General features: G+C 62.8%; 12 protein-coding genes and 1 pseudogene. 4 read left to right on the top strand and 9 right to left on the bottom strand.

Annotation, left to right across the window (positions count from 1 at the left end):
- The first annotated feature begins 84 nt into the window (after positions 1-84).
- Complete coding sequence (locus ACWTU8_RS21450; RefSeq protein ID WP_029356932.1) at positions 85-642, top strand: SH3 domain-containing protein; 558 nt, start codon at positions 85-87, stop codon at positions 640-642.
- Positions 643-705: 63 nt separating this feature from the next.
- On the opposite strand, the gene irrA is transcribed toward ACWTU8_RS21450, so the two are convergent.
- Positions 706-1,137, bottom strand: coding sequence for an iron response transcriptional regulator IrrA (irrA, locus tag ACWTU8_RS21445; protein WP_029356934.1), 432 nt, complete (start codon positions 1,135-1,137; stop codon positions 706-708).
- Between the two features lie 241 nt (positions 1,138-1,378).
- Between irrA and fabA the strand changes: the two genes are divergently transcribed.
- The 3 genes from fabA to fabI all read left to right on the top strand — a co-directional run bounded on the left by fabA (position 1,379) and on the right by fabI (position 4,052).
- Positions 1,379-1,897, top strand: coding sequence for a 3-hydroxyacyl-[acyl-carrier-protein] dehydratase FabA (fabA, locus tag ACWTU8_RS21440; protein ID WP_023802127.1), 519 nt, complete (start codon positions 1,379-1,381; stop codon positions 1,895-1,897).
- Between the two features lie 109 nt (positions 1,898-2,006).
- Positions 2,007-3,227 (top strand): beta-ketoacyl-ACP synthase I, encoded by a 1,221-nt coding sequence (gene fabB / locus ACWTU8_RS21435; RefSeq protein WP_455849747.1) that lies wholly within the window; start codon positions 2,007-2,009, stop codon positions 3,225-3,227.
- A 12-nt stretch (positions 3,228-3,239) separates the two neighbouring features.
- On the top strand, positions 3,240-4,052 hold the full coding sequence (fabI, locus tag ACWTU8_RS21430) for an enoyl-ACP reductase FabI (protein ID WP_455849746.1): 813 nt from the start codon (positions 3,240-3,242) through the stop codon (positions 4,050-4,052).
- Between the two features lie 104 nt (positions 4,053-4,156).
- Here the strand turns inward: fabI and ACWTU8_RS21425 are convergent, their stop codons facing one another.
- The 8 genes and pseudogenes from ACWTU8_RS21425 to ACWTU8_RS21390 form a co-directional block, all read right to left on the bottom strand.
- Positions 4,157-5,170: a class I SAM-dependent methyltransferase gene (locus tag ACWTU8_RS21425; RefSeq protein ID WP_455849745.1), complete on the bottom strand. Its 1,014-nt coding sequence runs from the start codon at positions 5,168-5,170 to the stop codon at positions 4,157-4,159.
- A gap of 92 nt (positions 5,171-5,262) precedes the next feature.
- A complete protein-coding gene (gene pnp, locus ACWTU8_RS21420; RefSeq protein WP_455849744.1) occupies positions 5,263-7,410 on the bottom strand; it encodes a polyribonucleotide nucleotidyltransferase in 2,148 nt (715 codons plus the stop codon).
- A 407-nt stretch (positions 7,411-7,817) separates the two neighbouring features.
- The gene (rpsO, locus tag ACWTU8_RS21415; RefSeq protein WP_407660271.1) at positions 7,818-8,102 is read right to left on the bottom strand and encodes a 30S ribosomal protein S15; all 285 of its coding nucleotides are present in this window, start codon (positions 8,100-8,102) and stop codon (positions 7,818-7,820) included.
- 167 nt (positions 8,103-8,269) lie between these two features.
- Positions 8,270-9,237, bottom strand: a pseudogene (corA, locus tag ACWTU8_RS21410) (magnesium/cobalt transporter CorA).
- 170 nt (positions 9,238-9,407) lie between these two features.
- Positions 9,408-10,370 carry a tRNA pseudouridine(55) synthase TruB gene (truB, locus tag ACWTU8_RS21405; protein ID WP_455849743.1) on the bottom strand — a complete coding sequence of 321 codons (963 nt, stop codon included), beginning with the start codon at positions 10,368-10,370 and terminating at the stop codon, positions 9,408-9,410.
- Positions 10,370-10,807 carry a 30S ribosome-binding factor RbfA gene (gene rbfA / locus ACWTU8_RS21400; protein WP_029356951.1) on the bottom strand — a complete coding sequence of 146 codons (438 nt, stop codon included), beginning with the start codon at positions 10,805-10,807 and terminating at the stop codon, positions 10,370-10,372. Before rbfA ends, truB begins: the two co-directional genes overlap by 1 nt.
- Positions 10,808-10,929: 122 nt before the next feature.
- A complete protein-coding gene (gene infB, locus ACWTU8_RS21395) occupies positions 10,930-13,497 on the bottom strand; it encodes a translation initiation factor IF-2 (protein WP_455849742.1) in 2,568 nt (855 codons plus the stop codon).
- Positions 13,494-14,144 (bottom strand): RNA-binding protein, encoded by a 651-nt coding sequence (locus ACWTU8_RS21390; protein ID WP_029356953.1) that lies wholly within the window; start codon positions 14,142-14,144, stop codon positions 13,494-13,496. Before ACWTU8_RS21390 ends, infB begins: the two co-directional genes overlap by 4 nt.
- Positions 14,145-14,167 lie beyond the last annotated feature (23 nt).

Raw genomic sequence — 14,167 nt, 5'->3', positions numbered from 1 at the left:
AGTTCTCCATGTAACAAGAGGTTCCGCCGAAGACAAAGAAAAAGGGGCGCCAAGGCCGATGAGCCGGCGCCGAAAGGAATGAAAGTGTCTGGTTTCGCGTCGCTCCGCCTGGCCCTCAGCGCAGCATTTCTCGGCGCTCTCCTTTATTCCCCTCATGTGGCGGCACAGAACGCAGCAGCACCCGCCCAGAGCGCAACGCTCGGGCCGAGCGGCCTGCCGCTGCCGCGTTTCGTCAGCCTGAAAGCGGGCCGCGTCAACTCCCGCGTCGGACCAGGCGTCAACTATTCCGTCGACTGGATGTATATGAAGCCCGGCCTGCCAATGGAGATCATCCAGGAATTCGACACCTGGCGTCGTGTGCGCGATGCCGACGGCTCGGAAGGCTGGATCAACCAGTCGCTGCTTTCAGGCCGCCGCACGGCGATCGTAGCACCCTGGCAGCGGGGCAAAGATGCCCGAGTCAACCTTCTCGACGACCCGGAAAAGGATGCCAGCATCGTCGCGATCATCGAGCCGGGCGCCATGGGCACGATCAAGTCCTGTGACGGCCAGTGGTGCGAGATGACCTTCAACGGCCACACCGGCTGGCTCGCCCAGTCGCTTGTCTGGGGCGCCTATCCGGGCGAACGGGTCAAGAACTAACCTCTTCTTGGCGGTTCGAGGATCCCGGCCGAGACGGTATCTCACGGCCTCACGAAGCGCCAATCAGTCGCGGCGTTTGGGGCGCAGTCTCACCACGATGTCGACATTGGCGATCTCCATGCCTTCCGGCGGCTCCGGCAGGTTGGAAACCGTGACAGGACCGCTGGCGATATCGAAGATCCTGTTTTCACCTTCAATGTAGAAATGGTGATGATCGGAGGTGTTGGTGTCGAAGTAGGTCTTCGACCCCTCGACGGCCAGGATGCGCAGAAGGCCCGCCTGGGTGAATTGATGAAGGGCGTTGTAAACGGTGGCGAGCGACACCGGCACGCCGGCGGCGATCGCCTCCTCGTGCAGTTCCTCAGCCGACAGATGGCGGTCGCCCTTGGCGAAAAGCAGATCGGCCAGCGCAATGCGCTGACGCGTCGGCCTCAGGCCAGCTTCGCGAACCCGCTTGTCCACAGCGACATTTTCCTTTCGGCAGCCCAGATCCATCTACCCGTCCAAGCTCACAGTTTCGCCTCAAGACATGCCCAGAATGGCAAAAACCGAACATCGACCGAAACTGGACACCCCCGACATATATTCTGTCGACCGAATACGATCAATAGCGCGCATTGACCCAGGCAGACGGGCAGGTTAAGCGCAAACGCCGGTTTCCGGCCTGAAATAGATTGTGTTAGGAAACCAACGACAAGGGCGCGCTACCGCCCGGACGATTACGGGGACGAGATTGATGGCGGTTTCGAAATCCAGCTATGATTACGAAGAACTGCTTGCCTGCGCCCGCGGCGAGCTGTTCGGACCTGGAAACGCCCAGCTCCCCTATCCGCCGATGCTGATGTTCGACCGCATCACCGAAATCAGCGAGACGGGCGGTGCCTTCGACAAGGGCTTCATTCGCGCGGAATTCGACATCAAGCCGGACCTGTGGTTTTTCGCCTGCCATTTCATCGGCAATCCCATCATGCCGGGATGCCTGGGCCTCGACGCCATGTGGCAATTGACGGGATTCTACCTCGGCTGGCTCGGTGAGCCGGGCAAGGGGATGGCGCTCTCGACCGGCGAGGTGAAATTCAAAGGGATGGTGACGCCGTCGGTCAAGAAGGTGGAATATGGCGTGGACTTCAAGCGCGTGATGCGCGGGCGGTTGGTGCTTGGTATCGCCGATGGCTGGCTGAAGGCGGATGGCGAACCCATATACGCAGCAACGGATCTCAAGGTGGGTCTATCCAAGCAATCGGCCGCCGCCTGACCGGCGCCTCCACAGCGCCGCGAGTGCGCAAAAGGAAGCTGCAGAACTTTAATTTGCGCATGATCCTTGTCCGACAGGTTTCGGGCTCATGCGCTGGAAGGAGTTGCGAATGAGACGGGTCGTAGTTACAGGCCTCGGCATCGTGTCGTCGATCGGCAACAATGCCAACGAGGTGCAGGCCTCGCTCCACGACGCCAGATCCGGCATCAGCTTCTCCGATTCCTTCGCCGAACACGGCTTCCGCTGCCAGGTCTGGGGGGCGCCGACGCTCGACCCCTCTGCGCTGATCGATCGTCGCGCCATGCGCTTCCTGTCGCAAGGTGCGGCTTGGAACCATGTCGCCATGGACCAGGCTATCGTGGACGCTGGACTTGGCGAGAACGACATCACCAATGAGCGCACCGGCATTGTTATGGGATCGGGCGGACCATCGACCCGAACCATCGTCGAGGCCGCCGAAACCACGCTCAAGAACGGCAGCCCCAAGCGCATCGGCCCGTTCGCCGTGCCGAAGGCGATGTCGTCGACCGCTTCGGCGACACTCGCCACCTGGTTCAAGATCCACGGCGTCAATTATTCGATCTCTTCGGCCTGCTCGACATCGGCGCATTGCATCGGCAATGGCTACGAACTGATCCAGTGGGGCAAGCAGGACATGGTCTTCGCCGGCGGCCATGAGGATCTCGACTGGACGATGTCGGATCTGTTCGACGCGATGGGCGCCATGTCCTCCAAGTTCAACGCCCGGGCATCGGCCGCCTCGCGCGCCTATGACGTTGATCGCGACGGCTTCGTCATTGCCGGCGGCGCCGGCGTGCTGGTCCTGGAAGAGCTCGAGCACGCCAAGGCGCGCGGCGCCAAGATCTACGCCGAGGTCGTCGGCTATGGCGCGACCTCCGACGGCTACGATATGGTGGCGCCCTCGGGCGAGGGTGCGGTGCGCTGCATGCGGCAGGCGCTGGCGACTGTCTCTTCGCCGGTCGACTACATCAACACGCACGGCACCTCAACGCCGGTCGGCGACTCCAGGGAAATGGGCGCGATCCGCGAGGTGTTCGGCGAAAACATGCCTTTCATCGCCTCGACGAAATCACTGACCGGCCATTCGCTGGGTGCGGCCGGCGTGCAGGAATCGATCTACTCGATCCTGATGATGCAAGGCGGCTTCATCGGCGAGAGCGCCCATATCGAGCAGCTTGATCCGGAATTCGAAGGCATGCCGATCGTGCGGGAACGCATCGACGATGCCAGGATCGACACCGTTTTGTCCAATTCGTTCGGTTTCGGCGGCACCAACGCAACGCTGATTTTCCAGCGCTATTCCGCATAAGGATTGCCGACCATGGACGGATTGATGAAGGGCAAGCGCGGGCTTGTCATGGGTGTCGCCAACGACCATTCGATCGCCTGGGGCATCGCCCGGAAATTGTCCGAACATGGGGCGGAACTCGCCTTCACCTATCAGGGCGAAGCCTTCGGACGCCGGGTCAAGCCGCTCGCCGACAAGCTCGGCGCGTCGCTGGTCGTCCCTTGCGACGTCGAGGACAGCGCATCGGTTGCCGCTACCTTCGAGACCTTAGGCGAGGCCTGGGGCGGACTGGACTTCGTCGTCCACGCCATCGGCTTTTCCGACAAGAACGAGCTGAAGGGCCTTTACGCCGACACCAGCCGCGACAATTTCGTCCGCACCATGGTCATCTCCTGCTACTCCTTCACCGAGGTCGCCCGTCATGCCGCCGCGCTGATGAAGGGCAGCGGCTCGATGATCACGCTGACCTATGCCGGTTCCGTCCGTGTCATGCCGAACTACAACGTCATGGGCGTTGCCAAGGCCGGTCTGGAAGCCAGCGTCCGCTATCTCGCCAATGACTACGGCCCGCGCGGCATCAGGGTGAACGGCATATCGGCGGGACCGGTGCGGACATTGGCGGGCGCCGGGATTTCCGATGCGCGCCACATGTTTTCCTACCAGCAGCGCAACTCGCCGCTGCGCCGTACAGTGACCATCGACGAAGTCGGTGGTTCCGCGCTCTACCTCCTCTCCGACCTGTCGTCGGGCGTCACCGGCGAAATCCACTATGTCGATTCCGGCTACCACATCGTCTCGATGCCGGCGCTCGACGAGCTGAAGCGGACCGACAACGTACGAGATTAATTCGGCCCGTAAAAATGCGGCGGCCTTGCCGGCAAGCAGACTGGTCGAAGAGCGCGGCCATAGATTCGCGAACGGCGCCTGCCGATCTGCACTGAACTCCGCGTTCAGCGGCGCGCCGCGAGAACCTTGAAGAGGCCATCGCGGGCGATCTCGGCATGGCTGGAGAAGGCGGCCGCCAGCACCGGCTCGTAGGGAAGCTGACGGTTCGCCACCATGAACAGCCGCCCACCCGGCTTCAGCGCCTTTGCCGCGGCGCGGATCATGCCGGCGCCGATCTCCGGCTCGGCTGCCCGGCTGCGATGGAAGGGCGGGTTCATGACGATGGCGTCATATCGCCGCTCTACCGGCTCGCTCAAAAGATCGATCCAGAAGAAATTTGGTTCCGCCGCTGTATTGCCGATATTGCCTTTCGCCGCCTCCAGCGCATCGAACTCCGCCTCGTAGAGATCGAGCGCCGATATGCCACGTGAGCGAGCGACGACCTCGGCCGCCACATAGCCCCAGCCGGCGCAGAAATCGGCAACGCTGCCACGCAGATCGCTAGGCAGGTTGTCTACCAGCAATGTCGAACCTGTATCGATCTTGTCGAAAGAGAACATGCCTGGCGCGGTGCGGAAACGGCCCTCGACCAGAAGGGTTGGATTGGCGGCGCAAAGCGCTGCCGCTACCGCGGCGTTGGCCGGTCGACGGAACCAGAAGGCGATGCCGTGATGCTTCGGCAAATGGCCGTCGAGCGGCACAAGTTCGTCGATGCGCTTGCGCAGGCTGGCAATGCCATCGTCCTTGGCGCCGGCGACGACAATCGATCCGCGCGGCCTCACACGCTCGATCGCCTCAGCGATGCGCAATTCGTTTTGCCCGCGATGACGGCCGGCAAGCACCAATGCCGCGTCGAAACCTTCGCCTTCCAGGCGCGGCATTACCGCGAAGCCCGCCCCCTGCAGCGCGCGAAAATGCGGGCGGAAGCCTTGCACCAGATGCAGTGCTGCATCGAAGCCTTCGGGCAGGCGGAAACCCGGTTCGGCGCCCAGAAAGAGGACACGCTCGCCCTTGCGCGGCAGGGAGACAGCCTCGGCCTCGAACGGATGGAACAGTGTCTTCAGCGGCTCGGCGGACATTCTTCGACCTCGAAATGCAGCTGGGCTTGTCGTGAAAATGAAAACGGGCGCGACCTGTCGGCGCGCCCGCTTCGATTGTACCGTCAGATCGCTCAGGCGGCGTCTTCTTCGCCTTCGGCCTTCTTGTCGCGGGCGATTTCCTTGCCGGTGGCCTGGTCGACGACCTTCATCGACAGGCGGACCTTGCCGCGCTCGTCGAAGCCCATCAGCTTGACCCAGACCTTGTCGCCTTCCTTGACGACGTCAGAAGTCTTGGCGACGCGGTCATTGGCGAGCTGCGAGATGTGGACGAGGCCGTCACGCGGACCGAAGAAGTTGACGAAAGCGCCGAAGTCGGCGGTCTTGACGACCGTGCCCTCGTAGATCTCGCCCACTTCCGGCTCGGCGACGATGGTATGGATCCACTTCTTGGCCGCCTCGATCTCTTTGGCGTTGGACGAAGCGATCTTGACCGTGCCGTCGTCCTCGATGTTGATCTTGGCGCCGGTCTTTTCGACGATCTCGCGGATGACCTTGCCGCCCGAGCCGATCACGTCGCGGATCTTGTCGGTCGGGATGTGCATGACCTCGATGCGCGGCGCGAATTCGCCGAGTTCGGAACGCGCGCCGGAGAGCGCATGGCCCATTTCGCCGAGGATATGCTGGCGGCCGTCCTTGGCCTGGTCCAGCGCGATCTTCATGATCTCCTCGGTGATGCCTTCGATCTTGATGTCCATCTGCAGCGAGGTGATGCCGTTGGCGGTGCCGGCAACCTTGAAGTCCATGTCGCCGAGATGATCCTCGTCGCCGAGAATGTCGGAGAGCACCGCGAAGCGCTCGCCTTCCTTGATCAGACCCATGGCAATGCCGGCGACCGGCTTGGCCAGCGGCACGCCGGCATCCATCAGCGCCAGCGAGGTGCCACAGACGGTGGCCATCGACGACGAACCGTTGGACTCGGTGATCTCCGAGACGACGCGCAGCGTGTAGGGGAACTGGTCTGATGTCGGCAGCATCGGGCGGATCGCGCGCCAAGCCAGCTTGCCGTGGCCGATTTCGCGGCGGCCGGGCGAACCCATGCGACCGGTTTCGCCGACCGAATAGGGAGGGAAGTTGTAGTGAAGGAGGAACTTCTCCTTATACATGCCGGTCAGCGAATCGACGTACTGCTCGTCTTCGCCGGTGCCGAGCGTGGCGACGACCAGCGCCTGTGTCTCGCCGCGGGTGAACAGCGCCGAGCCATGGGTACGCGGCAGGACGCCGACTTCGGAGACGATCTTGCGGACCGTCTTCAGATCGCGGCCGTCGATGCGCGAACCGGTGTCGAGGATGTTCCAGCGCACAACCTTGGCCTGGAGCTCCTTGAACACGGTGCCGATTTGCTCGGACGTGTATTTTGCTTCTTCGCCTTCTGCGGGTGCGAACGCAGCCTTGACCTTCGCCTTCACGGCGTCCACGGCGGCATAGCGCTTCTGTTTGTCGGTGATCTTGTAGGCGTCGCGAAGCTCGCCTTCGACGATCTCCAGCATCTCGGCTTCAAGCGCCGAATAGTCTGGCGCGGTGAAATCGCGCGGGTCCTTGGCGGCGACCTCGGCCAGCTTGATGATTGCGTCGATCACCGGCTGGAAGCCGCGATGGCCGAACATGACGGCGCCGAGCATCAGATCCTCGCCGAGCTCCTTGGCTTCGGACTCGACCATCAGCACGGCGTCAGAGGTGCCGGCAACGATCAGGTCAAGCTTTGATTCCTGCATCTCGTCGATATGCGGATTGAGCACGTATTCGCCGTTGATGTAGCCGACGCGGGCGCCGCCGATCGGGCCCATGAAGGGGACGCCGGACAGCGTCAAGGCCGCCGAGGTGGCGACGATCGACAGGATATCCGGATCGTTTTCGAGATCATGCTGGACGACGGTGACAACGATCTGCGTGTCGTTCTTGTAACCGTCAGCGAAGAGCGGCCGGATCGGACGGTCTATGAGACGGGAGACCAGCGTTTCCTTTTCGCTCGGGCGGCCTTCGCGCTTGAAATAGCCGCCCGGGATCTTGCCGGCGGCATAGGTCTTTTCCTGGTAGTTGACGGTCAGCGGGAAGAAATCGAGGCCGGGCTTCGGCTCCTTCATGGAAACAACGGTGGCGAGAACCTTGGTTTCGCCGTAGGTGGCGAGCACCGCGCCGTCAGCCTGGCGCGCAATCTTGCCGGTTTCGAGGATGAGCGGACGGCCGCCCCATTCGATTTCCACTTTGTGGTGATTGAACATGTCTTGTCCTTCATATGCGGAAAGGGCCGCGCCGTTTCACGTGCGCGAGTGCCCCTTTCCCTTGGCTTCGTTTCTCGGGCAGCCACGGGCAAGACAACGGGAAGCTCGGGTAAATCCGGCGCGGCTGCCGGGCGAGCGTCCTGCAATCCTGCCCCATGACCGTCCATGGGCGGTTTCGAATGGCCCTGTGCTATCTCGAAACCGGGTCTGGCCAGTCGATTCGACTGACCTTGCGCGTGGCCCCGAAAACCGCGGCTCTCGGAAAATGCCTTGCACAAATTCAAAGTTTCAGAGCGTCCTATTTGCGCGTCCAAATCGATGCGCGGCGCTCTACTTTCTTCATTAGAGCAATGGACTGCTCCAATGCGCGACCGGCGGGCTCTCGAAAGAACCCGCCGGCCAATTGGTCAACGGCGCAGACCGAGCTTCTCGATCAGCGTCTGATAGCGCGCGTCATCCTTGCGCTTGAGATAATCAAGCAGGCTGCGGCGCTGGGAGACGAGAGCGAGCAGACCACGGCGGGAATGGTTATCCTTCTTGTGGTCCTTGAAATGGTCGGTCAGGTTCTTGATGCGCTCGGAAAGGATGGCCACCTGGACTTCCGGAGACCCGGTATCGCCCTTGGCGGTTGCGAATTCACCCATCAATTCCTTCTTGCGCTCGGCAGTAATCGACATCGTGTTTTTCCTTATCTGTTTGAGGAAACGGGACGCCCTCGGCCGGGATGTCGTCCAGCAGGGGCCGGTACAAGCAAGGTGTCATTGCACGATGCTGCGGCGCATATAGTGCAATTCAGGCAAAAACACCAGCCCAATTCACAAGCCGGCTTTTTGCTGCATAAACGAAGATTTCCCTTCGGCTAAAGCCACTTCTTCCATCTGAAGAAAGCGACAAGCCCGAGCGCGACAACGGCCATGAACACGAGCGCCGCCGGATAGCCGTATTGTGCCTTCAGCTCCGGCATGTTCCATGGCGAGGTTTCGGGATCGAAGTTCATGCCCCACACGCCAGCGAGAAAGGTGAGCGGGATGAAGATCACCGAGACGATCGTCAGATAGCTGATGACATCGCTGGTGCGTGCCTGGCTCAGCGACACATGCATCTCGATCAGACCGGTCAGCATGTCGCGCTGGGTCTCGACCAGTTCGATGAGCCGAAGCGAGTGATCGAGCGTGTCGTTCAGGAAGATCTTGGTCTCGGGCTTCACGTAGGACACTTCGTTGCGGATCAGCGTCGCCAGCGCATCGCGCATCGGCCAAAGTACCCCCTTCAGCACATTGGCGTCGCGCCGCAACTCGTGAAGCCGCCGCATCTGGTGCTTGTCCGCCGCGCGCAGCATCTGGTCCTCGATGCTGTCGACCAATTCGCCGGCAGTCTCGATCGGCGGGAAATAGCTGTCGACAATGGCGTCGATCAGCGCATAGGCGAGATAGTCAGCGTCGCGTGCGCGCAGCCGGTTGGGCATCGAGCTTTCGATGCGCTTGCGCACGGGATCGAACGGATCGCCTTCGCGCTCCTGGAAGGTGACGACGAAGTTCCTGCCGAAGAAGACCGCGATCTGCTCGTAACATGCGCGGTGACGTCGTCGATCATCCTGACGACGACGAAGGCATGGTCCTCAAAGAAATCCACCTTCGGCCTCTGGCCGGTGTTGACGACGTCTTCCAGCGCCAGCGGATGCAGGCTGAAAATCCGGCCGATCTCCTCAATCAGCGGGATGTTGGCGAGACCGGTGCAATCGAGCCAAATGACCGGCCATGCGTGGCAATGAGCGTTGACGTCGTCGATGCTGGCATTTTCGACTGTCTCGAATTTGTCGGGCGACATCAGTGTCAGTCGCAGTTCGCTGCGCCGCGCCGCCGGGTCGGCGATCAGTGTGCCGGGTGATGCGCCGACCGGCGGCCGCCTTGCAGTCACCGGCGCCCGCTTCTTGATTGTCTCGGCCTTTGCCATGTGCCCCTCGGATGCTGCGTCCGATCGAGATTAGACGACGGGACTCACCCGGCAAAGACCCGCTTCGGCTTGAACATGCCTTGCTCGATGGCGCCGATGGCGACCAGCTTGCCGCGCGCCGTAGCGCAGGCTTCCTCGGCTTCCACTGGCGCGTCGCGGCCACGGATGATGACCGGATTGCCGAGGCGGATTTTTGTTGCAGCGTCGTCGCTGATCGCGATCTGCGGCAGGCAGTCGAGCGCGGCTGATGTGTCGACCAGAAGCGCGTCGATGGCGTCGAAATCGACCGGCACCGTGTCCGCTGAATCCGAACGTTCATCGCCCTGCTCGCCGAAGCGCGCGGTTTCCAGCTCGGCGATGGTGACGAAGTCTTCCTGCATGAACGGCTCGACTTCGATTCGGCGCAGTTCGGCGATGTGACCGAAACAGCCGAGGTCGCGGCCCATGTCGCGGGCCAGCGAGCGCACATAGGTGCCCTTGCCGCATTCGACCTCGAAAATGGTGCGATCAGCATTGTGCTCGATCAGGTCGAGACGGCCGATCTCGACTTCCCGCGCCGGGATGTCAACCGTCGCGCCGTCGCGGGCAAGGTCATAGGCGCGCTCGCCTGCGATCTTGATGGCCGAAAACTGCGGCGGCGTCTGCATGATGACGCCGGTGTATTTCGGCATCAGCAAAAACACATCGGCTTCAGCCGGACGCTGGTCGGAGCTTTTCGTCACCGGCCCTTCGAGGTCATCGGTCGAACGCTCCTCACCCCAGGCAACTGTGAAGCGGTAGACCTTGGCGCCATCCTGGACATAGGGCACCGTCTTGGTCGCTTCGCCGAGCGCAATCGGCAGCATGCCGGAAGCGAGCGGATCGAGCGTGCCGGCATGGCCGGCCTTTTCCGCCTGGAACAACCATTTGATCTTGGAGACAGCCTCGGTCGAACCCATGCCGACCGGCTTGTCCAGCACTAGCCAGCCGGAGATCGGCCGACCCTTCTTCTTGCCCCGACGCGCCACTATTTTTCGTCCTTGTAGTTGCCTTTGTTCTGGTCGCCAATCTGGGCGTCTGGGCCGAGATCGCGCGCCACTTCGGGCGAGTGCAGCAATTCGTTGATCTTCTGGAAATTGTCGTAGCTGGTGTCGAGCCGGAAGCGGAACTCGGGCATGTACTTCATCTGCCGAAGCGCGCCGGAAACGCGGCCGCGCACGAATTTCGCGTGCTTGTTGAGCGCCTCGACCACCGCATCGGCATCGCCAGCGCCGAGCGGCGAGACGAAGGCGGTGGCGATCTTCAGATCGGGCGACATGCGCACTTCCGAGACCGAAACCACTGCGTTCTCGATCAACGGATCGAGGATCTCGCCACGCTGCAAGGTTTCCGACAGCGCGTGGCGCACTTGTTCGCCGACGCGCAGCATGCGCTGGGATGGACCTGACGTGGTTGAACGGGGCATTTTTCCCTATCCTGAAATCGTGAGGCACGGGATGGACCGCGCCGCATGTCTCATATGCTTTGGGCGGCAGCCTTTCGACCACCGCCCGGTCTCAGTAGATGCTCAACTCAAGACACTCGAACTCAGAGCGTCCTGGTCACCATCTCGACGCGGAAGCACTCGATGACGTCGCCGACGCGCATGTCCTCGTAGTTCTGGAAGGCCATGCCGCATTCCTGGCCACCCGGGACCTCCGCCACTTCGTCCTTGAAGCGCTTCAGGGTCTTCAGCGTGCCTTCGTGGATGACGACATTGTCGCGGATCAGGCGAACGCCCGCACCGCGCTCGACCTTGCCTTCGGTGACACGGCAGCCGGCGATCTTGCCGACCTTGGTGATGTCGAAGATCTCGAGGATCTCCGCATTGCCGATGAAGGTCTCGCGACGCTCCGGCGACAGCAGGCCCGACAGCGCCGCCTTCACGTCATCGACGAGATTGTAGATGATCGAGTAGTAGCGGATCTCGATGCCTGCCGCCGCGGCAGCCGCGCGCGCCTGCACATTGGCGCGGACGTTGAAGCCGATGATTGCGGCCCCCGAGGTTTCCGCCAGCGACACATCGCTTTCGGTGATGCCGCCGGCGCCCGCATGGACGATGCGCGCACGCACCTCGTCGGTGCCGAGCTTGTCCAGCGCCGCGTTGATCGCCTCGATCGAGCCCTGCACGTCGCCCTTGATGACCAGCGGGAATTCCTTCAGCCCGCTCGTCTGCAGTTGCGACATCATCTGTTCGAGCGAGCCACGCTGGCCGGCATGCTTGGCCACCGCCTTCTCGCGCGCCAGACGCTGACGATATTCGGTGATCTCGCGGGCGCGGGCTTCATTGTTGACCACGGCGAAGCGGTCGCCGGCCTGCGGGGTTCCCTGCAGACCGAGCACCTCCACCGGCATCGCCGGCGGCGCTTCCTTGATTTGCCCGCCGCGGTCGTTGACCAGCGCGCGCACCCGGCCCCATTCGTTGCCGGCAACGAGGATATCGCCGGGCATCAGCGTGCCGGTCTGGACCAGCACGGTGGCGACGGGGCCGCGGCCCTTGTCGAGCTGGGCTTCGATGACGACGCCCTCGGCGGTGCGGTCCGGATTGGCCTTCAGGTCGAGGATTTCGGCCTGCAGCAGGATCGCTTCGAGCAGCTTGTCGAGGTTGGTGCCCTTGGTCGCCGACACTTCGACGTCCAGCACCTCGCCACCCATCGATTCGACGAAGACTTCGTGGCGCAGCAGTTCCGAGCGCACCTTCTGCGGGTCGGCGTCATGCTTGTCGATCTTGTTGATCGCCACGATGATCGGAACGCCAGCCGCCTTGGCATGGCTGATCGATTCGATCGTCTGCGGCATCACGCTATCGTCGGCCGCCACCACGAGGATGGCGATGTCTGTAGCCTGAGCGCCGCGGGCGCGCATCGCCGTGAAGGCGGCGTGGCCGGGCGTGTCGATGAAGGTGATCTTGTGACCGTTCTTCTCGACCTGATAGGCGCCGATATGTTGGGTGATGCCGCCGGCCTCGCCGGACACGACATTTGCATTACGGATGGCATCGAGCAGAGACGTCTTGCCGTGGTCGACATGGCCCATGATGGTCACCACCGGCGGACGCGGCTCGAGATCTTCGGGACGATCGGCGATGTTGAAGAGGCCTTCCTCAATGTCGGACTCGGCGACGCGGCGAACCGTGTGGCCGAATTCGGTGGCGACCAGTTCGGCCGTGTCGGCGTCGATGACGTCGCCCGGCTTCAGGATCTGGCCCTGTTTCATGAAGAACTTGACCACATCGACGGCGCGCTCGGACATGCGCTGGGCCAGTTCCTGGATGGTGATGGTTTCGGGCAGTATCACTTCGCGCATGACTTTCTCGCGCGGTTCGTTATGCAGCGCGCGCTTGAATTTCTCCTGGCGCCGACGCATCGACGACAGCGAACGCGCACGCGCATCCTCATCGGAAAGTGCGGCATTCAGCGTCAGCTTGCCGCGGCGGCGATCTTCCTCGCCTTTGGTCGGCTTAGCCGGGCGTGCCACTTCGGGCGTGACCGGACGGCGCACCGGGGCACCGGCGCCGGTCCGCTTCGGCTTGATGTCCTCGTCGTCGACTGTCGCCAGTTCGGCGGCCAGCGGCGCGCGGCGACGCGCCTCTTCCTCGGCACGCCGGCGGGACTCGGCCTCGGCCTGCAGCCGGGCTTCTTCCTCGGCCTGGCGGCGCGCGGATTCCTCGCGCTCGCGACGGCGGCGCTCTTCATCCTCAGCGCGGCGCTTGGCCTCGTCGATGGCGCGCTGGCGATCCTCGACATCGCGCACCTTCGAACCCTCAAGGGCCCGGCGGCGCGCCTCCATCTCATTGCGCGACAATTCGTTCAGCACCATGCCGCCGCGTTCGACCGGCGGCGGAGGCGGCGGCGCCTTGGGCGCTTGCTGCACAACGGGCGCTGCCGCGAGCGGCGGCTTCGGCGTGAACACGGACACAGGGGCAGCGGCCGGCTCCGGCTTGTCGCCGGGCAGCGAGAACTTGCGCTTCTTAGTCTCGACCACGACCGCCTTGGTGCGGCCATGCGAGAAGCTTTGGCGCACGGTGCCCTGTTCCGTACCGGGGCGCTTCAGCGTCAAGGTCTTCTTCGGCGTCACACTCAACGTCTTGTCGTCGCCCGATTTCGTATCGCTCATTCCATATCCTCTGCGGCATCATCTTCGTCAGCAACGGCCGCAAGCATTGCCAGATCGTCCGGGGAACCGCCCCGATACCGGTCGAGCGCAACCATGCGCTTCTGGACCGCCCTGCCCGCGTCTCCCGCGAGAACGGCAGCATGTATCACATTTGTACCCCCCAATGCCAAGCTCAACTCGGCCTCGGAGAAAAGTTTGTAGGCGAGGATGGCGGGGCCGCCAAGGTGGACGGTTGCCCGTCGCGCCTGGCGGATCTTGCGGACGCCGTCATCTGACGCTTCGGTCGCATGCAACACGAAAAGCGCCAGCCCACCACGCACCGCGCTCTCGACCTTGGTGGCGCCGAGCGCGATCGCACCTGCCTTGCGGGCAAGACCAAGCATGCCCAGAGCAGATCTGGAAAGCAGCCCGTCAACCATGCCGCCGAGATCGGTCGGCACAGTCACCTGCGCCTTGAAGGCGCGAGCGAACAGGTTCTTCGCTGCCGCCTTGTCGATATGTAGGCGGTCGGCCGTCACCCAGCAACCGCGGCCGGGCAGGTTTTTCTTGATGTCCGGAACGACGGCCGAATCCGGGCCGACGACGAAGCGGATCAATTCATCCGGTTCGGCCTGTCTGCGCGTGACGATGCAAGTGCGATCGTTCATCTCGTCCAAGGGCGGGTTGTGTG

This window comes from Mesorhizobium sp. BHbdii (assembly GCF_053848045.1).
This window is presented reverse-complemented; position numbering and strand designations above follow the sequence as displayed.

Bases quoted from the DNA above. Each gene is read 5' to 3' on its own strand.
- fabI (WP_455849746.1), top strand. From the start codon at position 3,240: ATGGACGGATTGATGAAGGGCAAGCGCGGGCTTGTCATGGGTGTCGCC.
- fabA (WP_023802127.1), top strand. From the start codon at position 1,379: ATGGCGGTTTCGAAATCCAGCTATGATTACGAAGAACTGCTTGCCTGC.
- irrA (WP_029356934.1), bottom strand. From the start codon at position 1,137: ATGGATCTGGGCTGCCGAAAGGAAAATGTCGCTGTGGACAAGCGGGTT.
- rbfA (WP_029356951.1), bottom strand. From the start codon at position 10,807: ATGCCCCGTTCAACCACGTCAGGTCCATCCCAGCGCATGCTGCGCGTC.
- fabB (WP_455849747.1), top strand. From the start codon at position 2,007: ATGAGACGGGTCGTAGTTACAGGCCTCGGCATCGTGTCGTCGATCGGC.
- ACWTU8_RS21425 (WP_455849745.1), bottom strand. From the start codon at position 5,170: ATGTCCGCCGAGCCGCTGAAGACACTGTTCCATCCGTTCGAGGCCGAG.
- infB (WP_455849742.1), bottom strand. From the start codon at position 13,497: ATGAGCGATACGAAATCGGGCGACGACAAGACGTTGAGTGTGACGCCG.
- ACWTU8_RS21390 (WP_029356953.1), bottom strand. From the start codon at position 14,144: ATGAACGATCGCACTTGCATCGTCACGCGCAGACAGGCCGAACCGGAT.
- pnp (WP_455849744.1), bottom strand. From the start codon at position 7,410: ATGTTCAATCACCACAAAGTGGAAATCGAATGGGGCGGCCGTCCGCTC.